The organism is Cupriavidus sp. Agwp_2, from assembly GCF_040784895.1.
Taxonomy (GTDB): Bacteria; Pseudomonadota; Gammaproteobacteria; order Burkholderiales; family Burkholderiaceae; genus Cupriavidus.
This window is the reverse complement of sequence record NZ_CP088083.1, coordinates 2,741,345-2,756,866: the sequence shown is the minus strand read 5'-3', so window position 1 is coordinate 2,756,866 and position 15,522 is coordinate 2,741,345. Positions and strand designations below refer to the sequence as shown.

The following is a 15,522-nucleotide window of genomic DNA, read 5'->3' as shown; positions in this document are numbered from 1 at the left end:
GTCTGCGCTTATGCTTGAGGTCCGTGACACCGGACAACCAAGACATACACATACCAGCCAAGGGAGCGGCGCACATGGAACAAAAAGTTGATACGGCCACGCTGGGCGGCGGATGCTTCTGGTGCCTGGAGGCGGTCTACCAGCAGGTCAAGGGCGTGGTCGCGGTGGAGTCGGGCTATACCGGCGGCCATGTGGATCACCCGACCTACCAGCAGGTGTGCGAAGGCGCTACCGGCCACGCCGAAGTGGTGCGAGTCACCTTCGACCCGTCCGTGATCACTTTCCGCGAAATCGTCGAGATCTTCTTTGCCATCCACGATCCGACCACGCCGGACCGGCAGGGCAACGACGTCGGGCCGCAGTACCGCTCGGTGATCTTCACGCATTCGGAAGCGCAGCGCGCCGTCGCCGAGTACGTGATGCGCGAGCTGGACGCGGCCAAGGTATTCGATGCCCCGATCGTGACCCAGGTCGAGCCCGAGCAGCCGTACTGGCGGGCGGAAGAGGGCCACCAGAACTACTTCCAGGACCACCCGAGCCAGGGCTACTGCGCCTTCGTGATCTCGCCCAAGCTGGCCAAGTTCCGCAAGCAGTTCGCCGCCAAGCTGCGGGTGTAGACGCGGCGCGGCTCAGAGCCGCGCGGCGATGGCCTCGGCCAGTCGCACGATGCTGGCTGGCGCGCAGCCCTCGGCATTGTTGCTGACAATAACGATGGCGGGCTGGCCGGCGCGCAGGGTGCGCGCCACGACGTCGGCGATGGCGTGGCGCGTGTCGGGATCGTCGTCGACGATGCGGTCGAACGGCGTGTACAGCTTCTCGGCATACGCGTACGGCCGGCCCGCATGCAGCATCCAGCGCAGCAGCAGCGGTCCCGGCCCGTCTTCGTCCATCAATGCCTGCGCGGCGGCCTGGCGCGGCACCGGCGGCAGCCGGTCGCGCGCCGACAGGCAGAAGCGCACGCCGTGGCGGCGCAGCAGCTTGATATAGCGCGGCGTCAGCAGCGCCGGGTCGCGCAGTTCGACGGCATGGCAGGCATGCGGCGTGATGGACGGGTCCAGCGGCGGCAGCGCGCCGAGGAACGCGTCGAGCCGCTCCAGGAACACGCCGCTGTCCGCCAGGCTGCCCATCGGCGACAGCTGGAACAGCAGCGGCCCGCACTTGCTGCCGAGGCCCGCGGTCGCCGGAGCAATGAAGTCGCGCACCGCGATCTCCGCATCCAGGAACGCCGCGTTGGCGAGCCGGCCAGCGCCGTCCGAGCCGCGCAGCCAGGCGTCGCAGACGCTGGCCGGCGCCTTGACCACGAAGCGGAAACCGTCAGGCACCTGCGCCGCGTAGGACAGGTAGTCCGCCAGCGGGATCGGCCCGTAGAAGCCGCGATCGATACCCGCCGCGCGCAGTAGCGGATGGCGCGAGTACGCGGCCAGTCCCTTGCGCGACAGCACGCTGTCGCCGTACTCGCCGCCATAGACCAGGTGGTTCCAGCCGGGGTACGCCCACGACGAGGTGCCGAAGCAGAGGTTGGCGGGCAGGCGCGCCGACAGCGCGCGCAGTGCGTCGTCCACGGTCGCGGGCTGCACGCCCTGGGCACGGACGGACTTTCCGGGAGGGACGGGAGGGTTGGCGCCGGCGCCCCCGGAAGGGGCGGGGCCTTGCTGCGGGGCGGGAATCGGCAGCCCGCCAAACAGGTCTTCAGTCAGGTCTTCGGTCAATCGGTTCGGTATCGTTCAGTCGTTGCCCCCGATGGGCTGCTCATAAATATAGCGGCGCGACCATGGCACCGTGCTCGCCGACATCCTGGCCTTGTGGCAGACCACCTGGTAGATGGACATCTTGTCGGTCTCGAATGCATGCGAGCAGCCGGCCAGGTAGACACGCCAGATGCGGTACTTTTTCTCGCCGACCATATCGCGGATGGTTTCGCCATTCGCCTCGAAATTATCGGCCCAGTGGCGCAGCGTCTGCGCGTAGTGACGGCGCAGCAGTTCCACGTCGAACGCTTCCAGGCCGCCTTGCTCCAGCGTCTTCAGCACCAGCCCGATGTGTGGCAGTTCTCCCTGCGGGAACACGTAGCGCCCCATGAACTCGGCACCGTCCATCGGCGTCTGGCCGTTGTCAGGATCGGGCGAGGTGATGCCGTGGTTCATCGCGTAGCCGTCGTCGGCCAGCAGTTCGCACATGCGGCGGAAGTACCCGGGCAGGTTGTCCTTGCCCACGTGCTCGAACATGCCCACGCTGGTGATGCGGTCGAAGGTGCCGCTGGTGTCGCGGTAATCCTGCAGCCGGATCTCGATGCGCTCGGACAATCCTGCCGCCCTGACGCGCTCGGTGGCCAGGTCGAACTGGTTCTGCGACAGCGTGATGCCCACGCAGCGCGCGCCGTACTTCTGCGCGGCGCGCAGCACCAGCGCGCCCCAGCCGCAGCCGATGTCCAGCAGCGTCTGCCCGGGCTGCAGCCGGATCTTGGTCAGGATATGGTCGATCTTCTTCAACTGCGCGGTGGCCAGGTCCTCGTCGCCGTTCTCGAAATAGGCGCACGAATACACCATGCCGGGATCTAGCCAGAGCTTGTAGAAGTCGTTGGAGACGTCGTAGTGGTACTGGATCGACTCCCGGTCTTCCTGCTTGGTGTGCGAGAAGTGCTGCGCCACCTTGGCCAGTGCACCGCCGGCTCGCCGTGTGGCGGCCGACGACAGGCCGTAGCCGACCTTGATGATGTCGGCCAGCCTGCCGTCAAAGTCGATCTTGCCCTGCACGTAAGCCTCGCCCAGGTTGTCCAGGCTTGGCGACAGCAGCAGCGGCAGTGCCGCGGCCTCGCGCACGGTCATCGTGACCTGCGGCTTGTCGAAATGGCCAAGGGCATATTCGGTGCCATTCCACAGGCGCAAGCAGACCGGCAGGTTGGCATTGTCACGCAGGTCGGCGATCCAGTTGTCGAGTTGCTTTTCCAGGGCTTGCTTGAAAAACATGCGCTCTACCTCCCGATGGTTGCGGCACACGCTCGACCGATCCTCTGGACAAGGCAGGTACTGCCCCGAGCCTTGACCCGAGTCCGCCGCGAGCGCTTGGTAAAAATCACCAAGCGACGCCAGTCCCACTTTAGTCGAATTCCGCAGGCAGTGCAGCGCACCCTCGGGAAGCCCCGGGGACAGACCCGTTCGGACCTCCGTGGCCAGCCGTCAGGGCGACAGGCGCACGATCTGCCAGGCACCGCCCGGCTGGACACGGAAGACGATGCGGTCATGCAGGCGCGACGGGCGCCCCTGCCAGAATTCCAGCGCGGTCGGTACCAGGCGGTAGCCGCCCCAGTGCGGCGGGCGCGGCGGGTTGTCGCCGAACTTGCTGCGGTATTCCAGCTCGCGCTGCTCCAGCACGTCGCGGCCGGGCACTTCGCGGCTTTGTTCGGAAGCCCACGCGCCCACGCGCGAGCCCAGCGGGCGCGAGGCGAAATAGGCATCGCTCTCGTCTTCGGCAACTTTTTCGACGATGCCTTCCACGCGCACCTGGCGCTCCAGCTGTACCCAGTGGAACAGCAGCGCGGCGCGGGGGTTTGCCGCCAGGTCCAGGCCCTTGCGGCTCTCGTAGTTGGTGAAGAAGGTGAAGCCGCGGTCGTCGATGCCCTTGAGCAGCACGATACGCGCGGAGGGCTGGCCATCGGCGCCGACGGTAGCCAGCGTCATGGCATTGGGTTCAGGCAGCTTGGCCGTGACCGCTTCGTCGAACCAGCGCTTGAACTGGCTCATCGGGTCGGGGGCCACGTCGGTTTCGGTCAGCGAGCCCAGGACATAGGTACGGCGAAGGTCGGCGAGTTGAGTCATGTCGCAATCATCAAGGAATCGGTCGGGATGCGCGGCGTGCCCGGGGGCGGGGGCGCAGGTCCGGCTGATTTGAGTATAGCGAATGCGCCGGGGGGCGCATTTGCGCGCCGGCAAGGCGTGCGGGCGTCGTCACCGCGGCCACTGCCACTGACGGCGCGTGTTCAGGCCGGCGGCAGCGCCCTGCGGCGGCCCTGGCGCCGCGAGTAGTAACCCGCCGCGCCCATCGCGCCGGCCATCGACAGGAAGATCGGCAGCATGCCGAGTGCCGTACCGACCACGCCAAAGGTGAGCGGCCACACCACCTGGCTGGTATTGAGCACCGCCGAGCGCAGCCCCAGCGCCTCGCCGGCACGCCCGTGCGGCGATACCGTGTGCAGGATGTTCATGACATTGGGCTGCGCGCTGCCCAGCGCCAGCCCGAGTACGAAGGCCAGCCCGCACATCAGCCAGAAGTGCGTGACGAACGGGTAGACCAGGTAGGCCAGCGCACCCACCAGCAGCGCGGTGCGGATGATCTTCCACTCCGACAGGCGGCGCGACACCACTGGCATCGCCACGCGGATGATCAGGGTGGCAATGGCAAAGGCGCCCAGCACCCAGCCGATCGACGACGGCGACAGGCCGATGCGCGAGCCCTGGATCGGGATCAGGAAGGCATGCAGGTCCCAGGCCGCCGACAGCACCGCGCTGGCGACAAAGACGGCGCGCAGCTCGGGATACTGCAGCAGGTCGAGCGTGGAACGGCGGCTGCCGTCCTCGATGGCGATGCGGCCGGCATTGCCGCCTTGCGCAGGCAGCCGCGGGCGGACCCACTGCAGGCCGGCCTGGCCGACCAGCGCCACCGCGACCAGCACGGCAAAGGCGGGGCGGAAGCCGGCATGCTCGATGATGTAGCCCATCGCCACCGGCCCCAGCGTGCCCGACACCGACAGCCCGAGCGCATGCCAGGTGTAGTTGCGCAGCCGCGTCTCGTCGGTCGAGACCTGGCCGATCAATAGCTGCATCGCGACCTGGACCAGCATGAAGCCGACGCCGATCAGCGCGCACGACAGATACAGTGCGTCAAGTTCATGCCACAGCGCCGGCAACAGCGTGCCGGCAACCACCATCAGCGAGCCGGCGGTCATCGGCTTGCGCGGGCCGATCTCGTCGATGCGCTTGCCGGCACGGATGGCCAGCAGCATGGGCAGCAGCGCATACAGCGACATCAGCACGCCGAGCGTGACGGTCGAAGCCTTCAGGGAAATGGCGAACAGCGATACCACCACGCGGCTGGCGTTGAATGCCACGTGGTTGCACACCGTCAGCGCGATCAGCCAGGTGATCGGCGGGACGGCGGCGTGCGGCAGCGACATGGGGGCGGGCGAGTGGCGTCGTGAGACCGCGCTCGTGGGCGGCCGGCGGCCGTGCCGAGGCGGACATCAAACGGAAACAAAGGGCGGCCGGAGCCGCGCCTTCCGAAGGACACGGACGGGCGAGCCCGCACCGCATCCGATGCTTGCCATGCTTAAACTTCTTGTAAATGGCCGTTTAATTATGCGCCGCATGTAGGCGCGTTACAACGGCAATATGCGACGGGATGTCGCAGAGGGCGCAAGTGTTGCGATTTCGCTTCAGACAATGGAAGACATGTCGCGGGGTGGCAACAGCGTGGCCGACGCGGGCTGTGGCAGGCGCCGCAGCCCTGCGTCGGCTCAGCCGCCCTGGTACAGCGTGGCGTCGTTGCTCGGGCGCTGCGGCTTGCGTGCTTCGCGCTCGGCAGGGCGTGCGGGCTGGCCGGCCTGCGCCTCGGCTTGCGCAGCAGTGCCGGGGGTTTCCGGCGGAATCGGCCTGCCGGCGGTCATGCCCGCGGTGCCGCCGGCCTTTGGATCCTTGTAGGTCTTGCCGGGAGGTGGCGCGACCGGACGCTTGCGCAGGTCGGCCAGCAGTGCCGCGCATTGGGTCTTGTCGCCACCGGAGGACAGGTCCACCAGCGGCAGCACCGCGGTGGCGACTGGCGCCAGCAGCGCCAGCGACAGCGCGCCGCCGGCGCGCAGCGCCAGCACGCCGATGTCGGGGCTGACGGTCGGCTTCTTCATGGTGCCGCCCACGTACAGCGGCGAGCGCAGGGAAAAGATGCGCAGGCCCTTGGAATCCGGATGGATGGTCAGTGCCAGCCGCTCGTTGCGCAGGTCGATGCCGCCGGTGGTCGTGATGACGGCGTCGTCGGTATCGAGCACAAAGGTGCGCGCGCGGGCGATGCCATTGGTGAGGGCAAAGTCGCTGACGCCGCAGTTGATCTGCACCGGCTTGTCGCCGAACAGCTTGTTGATCACCAGGCTGCCCACGTTCAGGCCGATCGCTTCCAGGATGAACTTGCTGACGGTGCCGTTCTCGACCAGCAGCTTGGCCTCGCCATTGGACGACCCCAGCAGCGCCCCGACCGAATTGCCGGTCGCCGACAGCCTGGCGCTGCCATTGAGTTCGCCGATGCTGGCGCGCATCAGGTCGACGGTGGGGAACAGCTGCTTGAGCTTCATGTGGCGCGCGGTCATGTCGAGCACCGCGCCCATCGGCTCGCGCTTGCCGTCAAGGCGCACGGTCGACACCAGGTTGCCGCCGGCCACGCCGAAGTTGAGCGGATCGAGCAGCAGCACGCCATCCTGCAGCTTCACGTGGGTGACCAGGTTGGTGATCGGCAGCTCGGCGTCGCGGATGATGCGCTTGCCGGTGAAACGCACGTCGGCGTCGATCTTGTCCCAGCGTTCGGTGTGGAACGGCGCCACCGGCAGCGCCTTGTCGGGCGGCTGCCGCACGACACTGTCCTTGGCCGGGCGCCCGGGCTTGGCATCGGCGCCGATCAGCGGTGCCAGGTCGACGAAGCGCAGCTGGTTCGACAGCAGCGTGCCGGCCAGCAGCGGGCGCGGCTCGCGCTTGGTAAAGGTCAGCGTGCCGGAGAGGTCGCTGCCGCCGACGCGGCCGGTGAACTTCTGGTACTCGTAGATCGAGCCCTCCTTGCGCAGCGTGGCCATCAGCCGGCCGCGGGTTTCATACGGCGGGGTCGACGGCAGCACTACGCCGGTAAGCGCGTACAGCCTGGCCATGCTGTCGCCGGCCAGTGTCAGGTGGACGTCGACCGCGGCCAGGTGCGCGGGATTGGTGATCGTGCCTTCAATGACCGCGCGGGTGGTGCCGACGCGCACATCGGCCAGCAACGGGAAGGGCACGTCGGTATTGCGCAGGCTCAGCACCGTGCCGGCCTTGCCGCTGGCGTTGATGGTGGCGTCGTTGTAGCGGCCGGTGGCCTTCCAGCGCAGCCCGTAGCGGTCGGCGCCGGCGGTGGCAGAGGCCGGTGGCCCGGAGGCCGAAGGTGCCGATGCGGCCGGGGCAGAGGCTGCGGCGACAGTACTGGCTGGCGGGCCCGGCGGGACCGCGGATGCCTGCGGCCCGATCAGCGCGCCGTCGCGCGCCTTCTCATACAGCGGGTTTTCGCCGATGGTATCGAGCTGGGCCTGCAGTTCGATCTTCTTGAGCTGGTCCGACATCGCCAGGTTGCCGCGCGCCAGCACCACCTCGCCGATATCCAGCTCCCATTTCGACGGGCCTTTCTTGGGGCCGAACTCGAGCGTCCAGTTGTTGCGGGAGTCGGCCAGGCGCTCCAGCCATACTGCCGGGCTGTCGACGACGATGGTCGGCACGGCAATCTGGTGCGCCAGCAGCGGGATCGGGCGCAGCACGAAGATCAGCTCGCGTACGCTGGCGAGGTTGGGCTCCTTGGCCCAGTCCGGGTTGCCGATGGTGACGTCGCGTGCCGACAGCCGTGGCCAGGGGACCAGCGTGTGCCAGCCCGTCTCGCCCTCGCCGCGGCGCCACGTCACGGTGAGATCGCCATTGATCGCAAAGGGACGGCCGATGGCCTCCGACACCTTGTCATTGAGCCAGGGCTTGAGGCGGTTCCAGTCGAAGGTCAGGATCAGGACCACCAGCAGCGCGATCAGCGCTAGCGGTGTCAGCACACTCCACAGGACGACCTTGCGGCGCACGGGCATGAGGCGGGCTCCTCTATGGCGGGCAGCTTCGCTGGCGCCGGCCGCCTGCAAAGGCATTGCGTGGGGCGGCGAACAGACCACTGCATTGCTATTGTATAGTTGCGCGCTTCCTGTCTTTGTCGGGGATTGGCTGACATCGCCGCCGGATAATGCCGGCTTTTTGCGCCGGTTTTTACGCCACCCCAAGCGATCCGAGTCTTCAGCATGAACGATGCCGCACACGACCTGGCCGGCTTGCCCGAGCCGCTGATCCACGAAAGCCCGGCCGACGACGACTATCACCGCCGCTTCGGTGGGGTGGCACGGCTTTATGGTGCCGCAGGACTTGCACGGCTGGAGGCGGCGCACGTGTGCGTGGTCGGCATCGGCGGCGTCGGCAGCTGGGCCGCCGAGGCGCTGGCGCGCAATGCGGTCGGCCGCATCACGCTGATCGACCTCGACCATATCGCGCTGTCCAATACCAACCGGCAGATCCACGCGCTGGGCGACGCCTACGGGCGCGCCAAGGTGGAGGCCATGGCGGAGCGCATCGTCGCCATCAACCCGCGCTGCCGGGTGACGCAGGTCGACGACTTCGTCACCACCGACAACGTGCCAGCGCTGCTCGGCGCCGGCTACGACTATGTGATCGACGCCATCGACGCCGTGCGCATCAAGACCGAAATGCTGGGCTGGGCGCGGCGCCAGGGCGTGCCGGTGATCACCTGCGGCGGCGCCGGCGGCCAGCTCGATCCCACGCGCGTGCGCATCGACGACCTGGCGCGGACGATCCAGGATCCGCTGTTGTCCAAGGTGCGCGCCGGGCTGCGCAAGCAGTGGGGCTTTACCCGCGATCCCAAGAAGAAGTTCGGCATTGCAGCGGTCTATTCCGACGAGCCGCTGCAGTATCCGGAACCCGAGCAGCAGGCCTGCGAGATCGACGAGGCGCCGCCGCACGATGGGCACGCCGGCCATCCGGTTGCTGGCGGGCCGCAGGGGCTGGCCTGCGCCGGGTTTGGCTCGTCGGTGGCGGTGACGGCGGTGTTCGGCTTCGTGGCGGCGTCGGCGGCGATCGGCGCGCTCGCGCGCGGCTGAAGCCGCCCTCCGTTCAGGCGCTCAAGGCACGCAGCAGACCGTCGACCTCGGCCTCGCCCGGCGCCAGGTTGTCGAAGAAAATCAGTTCCGGATACTCGTCCGCGCCCGGCATGAAGCGCCGCGTGCGGTACGCATCCCAGTGCTGCAGCTTGTAGGCGTCGTTAGGATTGCCGCGCCGGATGATGCGCGCGTGCGCCTCGTCTTCCGGCAGGTGCACCCAGACGATCCGGACGGTGGTCCCTTGCGGCACCTGCAGCCATTCCGGATCGTTCAGCAGGTGCGCGCGGATCTCGCGTGACAGCGGGCCGATCACCAGCACGCTGATACCCAGCATCAGGTTCTCGCGCGCGGTGTCGAGCAGCCCCTGGTATTCAGGATCGCGCAGGTTATCCAGGTAGGCCGGGCTGTCGCGGTCGTTGGGGTCACCGGTGATGGCGGCCATGGCGGCGGCGCTGTAGCGGCCGTACAGCGTGTCCTTGTCGAGCAGGCAGAAGGGCTCCCCGGTGGCCTGCATCAATGGGCCGATCAGGCGGTGGGCGAGGGTGGTCTTGCCGGTGCCGGCATGGCCGCAGAAGAAGATCAGTCGTGGCATGGTGGGCGTTGGCCAGAGAGGTGGCGAGCGGGGCGCATACCCCACAGCATACCCGCCCGGCTTGCGCGAGATCAGGTCCGGGCCGCGGCGATTCGGTATCCTTGCCGTTTCCTCACGATTGCCGCCGCTCCCCATGGATGCCAACGACCAGCTTTCCTCCGCCGGCCTGCCCGAAGACCTCCATCTTGGCGAACCGGTCACCGATGCCACCCACGCCGAGTTCGTGCAACTGCTGGCCGCCGTGGCCAGCGCGGACGATGCCGGTTTCCTGGCTGCGATGGACGAGTGGATCGACCATACGCGTCACCATTTCGCGCAGGAAGAACAGTGGATGGAGGCGATGGGCTTCGGCCCGCGCCATTGCCACGCGGGCGAGCACAAGCAGGTGCTGGCCGTGGCCGCGGCGGTGCGGGACAAGGTCCACACCGACTGCGAGTTCGGGCTTGGGCGCCGGCTGGTGGCCGAGCTGTCAGGCTGGTTCGACCATCACGTCAAGTCGATGGACACGATGATGGTCGAACATATGCGCGAGAACGGCTTCACGCTGGTGGAAGGGCCGGCCGCGGCGGCCTGAAGCTCGCTTGAAGCGCGCTTGAAGCGCGCCGAAGCCCGCCGGGCTCAGGCTGGCCGCGCCGCGTCGCGGTCGATCACCACGAAATACTTGCGCACCGGCTCCAGCACCTGGAACACGCCGGTGAACCCCGCCGGGATCACGCAGGCGTCGCCCGGGCCGAATTCGCTGGCCTCGCCGGACTCGTCGCTGATGCGGATGCGGCCGCTGATCACATGGAAGAACTCTTCCTTGCCCGCCGGGAAGGCGATGCGCCACGCGCCGGGCTCGCAGGCCCAGATGCCGCAATCGAAATCGCCGTGTTCGGCGCTGTAGTGCGTCCAGGTGGTGCGGTCGGGGTCGCCCGACACCAGCCGGTCGGGCCGCGGGCGGTCGTGGGTCGGGGCGGGTACGGACCTGAAATCGATCAGGCGAGGCGTGGTCATGGCGATCGGCTCCCCGCTTAGTTCAGCGACGTGCTGAGCTGCCGGCGCCAGCGCGACACCACGTCCGGCCGGTCGGCCAGCATCTCGAATACCGACAGCATGGTCTTGCGGCCGATATCGTCTTCGAAGCCGCGGTCGGTGCGCACGATTTCCAGCAATTGCTCCAGCGCCGGCTCGTATTGCTGGCGCGCGATCATCAGCCGCGCCAGGTCCAGCCGGGCCGCCAGGTCGCGGGGATCGGCGTCGATGCGGCCGGTGAGGGTGGCCTCATCGGGCAGCCCGGCGGCGCTTTCCATGGCTTCGATGCGCGTGCGCAGTGCGCCGTAGCCATCTTCGTGCTCGGCGCGGGCCGACAGCGCCGCGAATTCTGCCTTGGCCCGGTCGACGGCGCTGCCGTCCAGCAGGAAGCCGATATAGGCCAGCCGCGGGGCGTCAGAGTCCGGCTCCTGGGCGATGGCTTCAGCGAAGAGGGTTTCGGCGCCGTCGCGGTTGCCGGCGGCGGCCAGTTCCTGTGCCTCGTCCAGCGGCGACCTGGCCTGGCCCGGCGCCAGCCGGTCCAGGAACTCGCGCAGCCCCGATTCCGGCAGCACGCCGGTGAACTGGTCCACGGCCTGGCCGTCGGCGATCGCCACCACATGGGGGATGCTGCGCACGCCAAAGTGCGCGGCCAGTTCCTGGTTCTCGTCGACATTGACCTTGACCAGCTTCCAGCGGCCTTCCGCTTCCGCCTCCAGCCGTTCAAGCATCGGCCCCAGCGTGCGGCAGGGGCCGCACCACGGTGCCCAGAAGTCGACCAGCACCGGCGCCTGGCGCGAGGCGTCGATCACTTCGGTCTCGAAATTCTGCAGGGTGACGTCGCTCATGGGAAATCCTGGAAAGAGGCGGGTATCCCTCTATTGTGAGGGCGAAGGCGCCAAATACAACGGCCGCGCGCTGCAGGCGCCTGCCGGCGTTCGGGAAAGTCACCGGTTGAAAATAGAACGATCGTTCAGTTATAGTCATTGACCATACCGACAGACCCGGTCTCAAGACCGACGCACAGGAGACGTTTCATGCAGAACCCCGCCCGCCCGCATTTCCAGTTCTGGCCAAAGCGCTTGCCGACTGCCATCGTTCTGCCTGAAACGTCGCTCTGGTACAACCTGGAAGCGTCGGCGCACCGCTATGCCGACAAGGCGGCGATCCGCTATTTCGGCAACGCCGTCACCTTCCGCGAACTCGAAGCGCAGGCCACCGCGCTGGCCGGGTGGCTGCAGCAGAAGGCGGGCGTGAAGAAGGGCGACCGGGTGCTGCTGTACATGCAAAACTGCCCGCAGTTCATCATCAGCTACTACGCTATCCTGCGCGCCGACGCGGTGGTGGTGCCGGTCAACCCGATGAACCGCGCCGAGGAATTCAAGCACTACGTCACCGATGCGCAGGCGCGCGTGGCGATCTTCACCGCCGACCTGGCCGCCGGAGTCGAGCAGGCACAGGCCGAGCTGGCGCCGGCCGAGCGCCTGCAGCACCTGCTCGTGACCCAGTATGCCGACGCGCTGCCGCCCGCCCATGAACACCCGGAAGACGCGCCGCCGGCCTGGCTGACCACGCCGCACCCGCTGCCCGCGGGCGCCACCGCGTGGCCCGAGGCGCTGGGCGCCGGCATGCAGCCCGGCCCGCACACCGCCGGCCCGGACGACCTGGCGGTGATGCCATACACATCCGGCACCACCGGCTTCCCCAAGGGTTGCATCCATACGCACCGCTCGGTCATGCACAACATCGTCGGCGGCGCGACCTGGTCTGGCTCGGGCGCCGAGTCGGTGATCCTGTCGGTGCTGCCGCTGTTCCACGTCACCGGCATGCAGTACGGCATGAACGGCCCGATCTACAGTGGCGCCACCGTGGTGATGCTGCCGCGCTGGGACCGCGAGGTGGCCGGCCGCCTGATCTCGCGCTACCAGGTCACGCACTGGACCAATATCCCGACCATGGTGATCGACTTCCTGGCCAGCCCCAACCTGGCGCAGTTCGACCTGTCGAGCCTGCGCTATATCGGCGGCGGCGGCGCGGCCATGCCGCAGGCCGTGGCCGAGCGCCTGCGCGAGCAGTTCGGGCTGCACTACCTGGAAGGCTACGGCCTGTCCGAGACCATGGCGCCGACGCACAGCAACCCGTCGGACCGGCCCAAGCTGCAGTGCCTGGGCGTGCCGACCTTCAATACCGATGCGCGCGTGATCGACCCGGTCACGCTCAAGGAACTGCCACCCAACGAGATCGGCGAGATCATCGTCAGCGGCCCGCAGGTGTTCAAGGGCTACTGGGGGAAGGAAGATGCCACCCGCGAGGCCTTTATCGAGTTCGAGGGCAAGAGCTTCTTCCGCACCGGCGACCTCGGGCGCATGGACGAGGAGGGCTATTACTTCATCACCGACCGCCTCAAGCGCATGATCAATGCGTCGGGCTTCAAGGTGTGGCCGGCCGAGGTGGAGAACCTGCTGTACAAGCACCCCGACGTGCAGGAGGCCTGCATCATCGGCACGCGCGATCCGTACCGCGGCGAGACCGTCAAGGCGGTGGTGGTGCTGCGCGCCCATGCCAAGGGCAAGACCACGCCGGACGAGGTCATCGAATGGGCCAAGGAGAACATGGCCGCGTACAAGTATCCGCGGGTGGTGGAGTTCGTTGAGGCGCTGCCCAAGTCGGGAACCGGCAAGGTGATGTGGCGGCAGCTGCAGGAGAGCGAGAACGCGCGGAATGCAGGGGAACAGAAGCCCGCAGCGGCCTGATCCATGCTACCGGCCTATGCCCGCGGCGGGTTCCCATCGCAAAGGGAACCGCGCGGGGCAAGGTCGGCTCAATGCCCCCGCACCCGCATCAACATCTTCACCATCGTCTTGTACCCGCGCTCGCGGGCGTGGCGCGTCGGCGTCACGCCTTCGCGGTCGGCCAGGTTGGCGTCCGCGCCGGCGTCCAGCAGCAGCTGCACTGTTTCCTCGTAGCGCGTGCTGCCATCGCCCAGCACCACAGCTTCCAGCAGTGCCGTCCAGCCAAGGTTGTTGACGTGGTCAACGGCGACACCTGCTTTCAGCAGCAGCTTCACCACTTCCACATGCCCTTGCTGGCTCGCGGCGATCAGCGCGGTGCCATCGTAGCGGTCGGTGCTGCCCAGGTCCGCGCCGTGCGCCAGCGCCAGCCGGACAATCTCGGCCTGCCCACTGGCGGCGGCCAGCAGGAAGGGGCTGTTGGCGTCGGCATCCTTGTGGTTCACGTCCGCGCCGGCCAGCATCAGCATCCGCGCGACGTCGACGTGGCGGGTCTGCACGGCGGCCAGCAACGCGCTGCGCCCGCGTTCATCGGCCGCGCGCGCGGTGGCGCCCGCGGCCAGCAGGCGCGCCACCATGTCCTGGTCGCCGATGCTGGCGGCGGTGATCAGGTTGCGGTCGAGTGCGCTGATGCCATCGCTGCGCAGCGGCACGTGCGCGGTGCTGCGCGGGGCGCGGGCGGCGCCAGGCTGGCTGGCTGAACCGGCGCCGGGGCGCGCCGCCAGCGTCTGCCCGCCTTGCGCCGCCAGCAGGCTGCCCCCGACCAGCAGGCCCATCAGGCCCAGCATCTCATTGAGTGCCTGTCTGCGGGTGCGGGCGGCGGCGCGCGTCATGGCGGGCTCCTTGGCTCAGACGGTTTCGTGAGGGTTGCTGGCCGCCAGGGGCGACGTTGCGCAAGCGCGTTCGGCATCGGCGGCATCGTCCGCCTGGAGCTGGCGCCACAGCCGGCCCAGGTAGGGATCGTCGACGCCGTTGGTGGCCAGCCCCAGCAGGGTTTGCTGCAGGTATTCGCGCGCCGGGCCATACAGCCCGGCGGCGTGGCGCAGCCGTTCGACCACGCTGGTGTCCGGCAGCCGGCCGGCGTAGGACTCGTGCGCGCGGTTCATGACGAAGGCCAGGGCGCGTTGCTCCGGGCCCTCGCCGCTTTCGCCGCCCTCGCCGGTGCGGATGCGCAGCCAGCGTGGGTGGTAGGCGCCGGTCAGCATCTCGCGGCGCCACAGCACGCGGAATTCCTGCTCGACCACGTGGCTGGGGATGCGGAACACCATGCCGTGGCAGCAGCCGCCGCGGTCCAGGCCGAGCACCAGTCCCGGGTTGTCCCAGGTGCCGCGGTTGATGCGGGAGTAGAGGTAGAAGCCACGATGGTAGCCATGCACGGTCGCGCGCCGGCGCTCGGTGTGCACCACCATCGGGTTCCAGATCAGGGAGCCATAGCCGAACACCCAGACATCGCCGCCGAGCGCGGCATCGTCGGGCTTGCAAGCCAGCGCGTCGCAGAGGGACTGCTCCAGCACGTGTTCGGGCAACAGCGAGGACGCGACCGGGGTACTGCACAGCGAGGTGCGCAGCCGGTCGGATTCGAGGTCCTGTCGCGTAATGGCCATGCTGCAAGCATAAATCAAAGCTGCGTCCCGGGCAGGTGGGGGAAATGACATAAGTGCCAGTTTTTCCCGGAAATGTCCGAGTCTGCGGCGCCGGTGTGGGCGCCTGACAACGGTTGCCGCCGCGTGGCGGCCTTGCCACCCGGCATGGAGCAGGACCGATGCGTGCCCGCGCACGCTTGTCCGCGGTCAGCCCGGGGCGTTTTGCTGGCCCGCGGTGGCGGGCAGTCTTTACAATGGGAGCCTCAATCCGACCAGGAGGAACCTGCGATGGCGCGTACGCTTACGGTGGTGTTCGGAAGCGGCAAGGAATATGACTTCACGATCGGCGCGGACGAGCTGGCCGCGGTCAGCGAGGATGCGGCGTGGCGCTGGTTCGACCGGGAGTACACCGAGCTGGATTGCCAGGCGTCGAGCCCGGTTGGCAAGGTGCTGGTGATCGACAAGATCCTGAATGTCGCCAAGTTTTCCGGAGAATCGCGCTTCTCCGGCGATCCTGCCTGGGCGCAGGACTATGCGCGCCATGCGGCGCGGCTGCTGGACCGCGACAAGGTCCGGGTCGATGTCGGCAACGCCGCCATCGGGTTCTGAGTCGGGTTCCGGGGCGCGCGC

At 68.1% G+C, this 15,522-nt stretch carries 15 protein-coding genes; 5 read left to right on the top strand and 10 right to left on the bottom strand.

All coding sequences use genetic code 11. The features are described 5' to 3' along the window. The first annotated feature begins 74 nt into the window (after positions 1-74). The gene (gene msrA, locus LPA45_RS12915) at positions 75-617 is read left to right on the top strand and encodes a peptide-methionine (S)-S-oxide reductase MsrA (protein ID WP_116320807.1); all 543 of its coding nucleotides are present in this window, start codon (positions 75-77) and stop codon (positions 615-617) included. A 12-nt stretch (positions 618-629) separates the two neighbouring features. Here the strand turns inward: msrA and LPA45_RS12910 are convergent, their stop codons facing one another. From LPA45_RS12910 to LPA45_RS12890, 5 genes are all read right to left on the bottom strand, one after another. Then, positions 630-1,697, bottom strand: coding sequence for a DUF72 domain-containing protein (locus tag LPA45_RS12910; protein WP_317924944.1), 1,068 nt, complete (start codon positions 1,695-1,697; stop codon positions 630-632). A 27-nt stretch (positions 1,698-1,724) separates the two neighbouring features. Then, positions 1,725-2,966 (bottom strand): cyclopropane-fatty-acyl-phospholipid synthase family protein, encoded by a 1,242-nt coding sequence (locus LPA45_RS12905; protein WP_116320808.1) that lies wholly within the window; start codon positions 2,964-2,966, stop codon positions 1,725-1,727. Between the two features lie 210 nt (positions 2,967-3,176). Next, on the bottom strand, positions 3,177-3,815 hold the full coding sequence (pdxH, locus tag LPA45_RS12900) for a pyridoxamine 5'-phosphate oxidase (protein ID WP_116320809.1): 639 nt from the start codon (positions 3,813-3,815) through the stop codon (positions 3,177-3,179). Between the two features lie 161 nt (positions 3,816-3,976). Next, positions 3,977-5,170 (bottom strand): MFS transporter, encoded by a 1,194-nt coding sequence (locus LPA45_RS12895; protein WP_317924922.1) that lies wholly within the window; start codon positions 5,168-5,170, stop codon positions 3,977-3,979. 339 nt (positions 5,171-5,509) lie between these two features. Beyond that, entirely contained in the window at positions 5,510-7,843 is a 2,334-nt protein-coding gene (locus LPA45_RS12890) for an AsmA family protein (protein ID WP_317924920.1), read from the bottom strand. 204 nt (positions 7,844-8,047) lie between these two features. On the opposite strand from LPA45_RS12890, the gene tcdA reads away from it, so the two are divergent. Next, positions 8,048-8,917, top strand: coding sequence for a tRNA cyclic N6-threonylcarbamoyladenosine(37) synthase TcdA (gene tcdA, locus LPA45_RS12885; protein ID WP_317924918.1), 870 nt, complete (start codon positions 8,048-8,050; stop codon positions 8,915-8,917). Positions 8,918-8,930: 13 nt separating this feature from the next. On the opposite strand, the gene LPA45_RS12880 is transcribed toward tcdA, so the two are convergent. Continuing rightward, positions 8,931-9,509, bottom strand: coding sequence for an ATP-binding protein (locus LPA45_RS12880; RefSeq protein ID WP_317924917.1), 579 nt, complete (start codon positions 9,507-9,509; stop codon positions 8,931-8,933). Between the two features lie 133 nt (positions 9,510-9,642). Between LPA45_RS12880 and LPA45_RS12875 the strand changes: the two genes are divergently transcribed. After that, the gene (locus tag LPA45_RS12875; protein ID WP_317924916.1) at positions 9,643-10,083 is read left to right on the top strand and encodes a bacteriohemerythrin; all 441 of its coding nucleotides are present in this window, start codon (positions 9,643-9,645) and stop codon (positions 10,081-10,083) included. 44 nt (positions 10,084-10,127) lie between these two features. Here the strand turns inward: LPA45_RS12875 and LPA45_RS12870 are convergent, their stop codons facing one another. Both LPA45_RS12870 and trxA read right to left on the bottom strand, forming a co-directional pair. Further along, the gene (locus LPA45_RS12870) at positions 10,128-10,505 is read right to left on the bottom strand and encodes a cupin domain-containing protein (protein ID WP_317924915.1); all 378 of its coding nucleotides are present in this window, start codon (positions 10,503-10,505) and stop codon (positions 10,128-10,130) included. A gap of 17 nt (positions 10,506-10,522) precedes the next feature. Further along, positions 10,523-11,368, bottom strand: coding sequence for a thioredoxin (trxA, locus tag LPA45_RS12865; protein ID WP_317924914.1), 846 nt, complete (start codon positions 11,366-11,368; stop codon positions 10,523-10,525). Between the two features lie 189 nt (positions 11,369-11,557). Here trxA and LPA45_RS12860 point away from each other — a divergent pair, with 189 nt between their 5' ends. Then, positions 11,558-13,273, top strand: coding sequence for a long-chain fatty acid--CoA ligase (locus tag LPA45_RS12860; RefSeq protein WP_317924913.1), 1,716 nt, complete (start codon positions 11,558-11,560; stop codon positions 13,271-13,273). A 68-nt stretch (positions 13,274-13,341) separates the two neighbouring features. Here LPA45_RS12860 and LPA45_RS12855 read toward each other — a convergent pair whose 3' ends face one another. Continuing rightward, on the bottom strand, positions 13,342-14,142 hold the full coding sequence (locus LPA45_RS12855) for an ankyrin repeat domain-containing protein (RefSeq protein ID WP_116320818.1): 801 nt from the start codon (positions 14,140-14,142) through the stop codon (positions 13,342-13,344). A 15-nt stretch (positions 14,143-14,157) separates the two neighbouring features. After that, a complete protein-coding gene (locus LPA45_RS12850; RefSeq protein WP_317924911.1) occupies positions 14,158-14,913 on the bottom strand; it encodes a gamma-glutamylcyclotransferase in 756 nt (251 codons plus the stop codon). Positions 14,914-15,180: 267 nt separating this feature from the next. Here LPA45_RS12850 and LPA45_RS12845 point away from each other — a divergent pair, with 267 nt between their 5' ends. Continuing rightward, the gene (locus tag LPA45_RS12845) at positions 15,181-15,501 is read left to right on the top strand and encodes a hypothetical protein (protein ID WP_116320820.1); all 321 of its coding nucleotides are present in this window, start codon (positions 15,181-15,183) and stop codon (positions 15,499-15,501) included. Positions 15,502-15,522 lie beyond the last annotated feature (21 nt).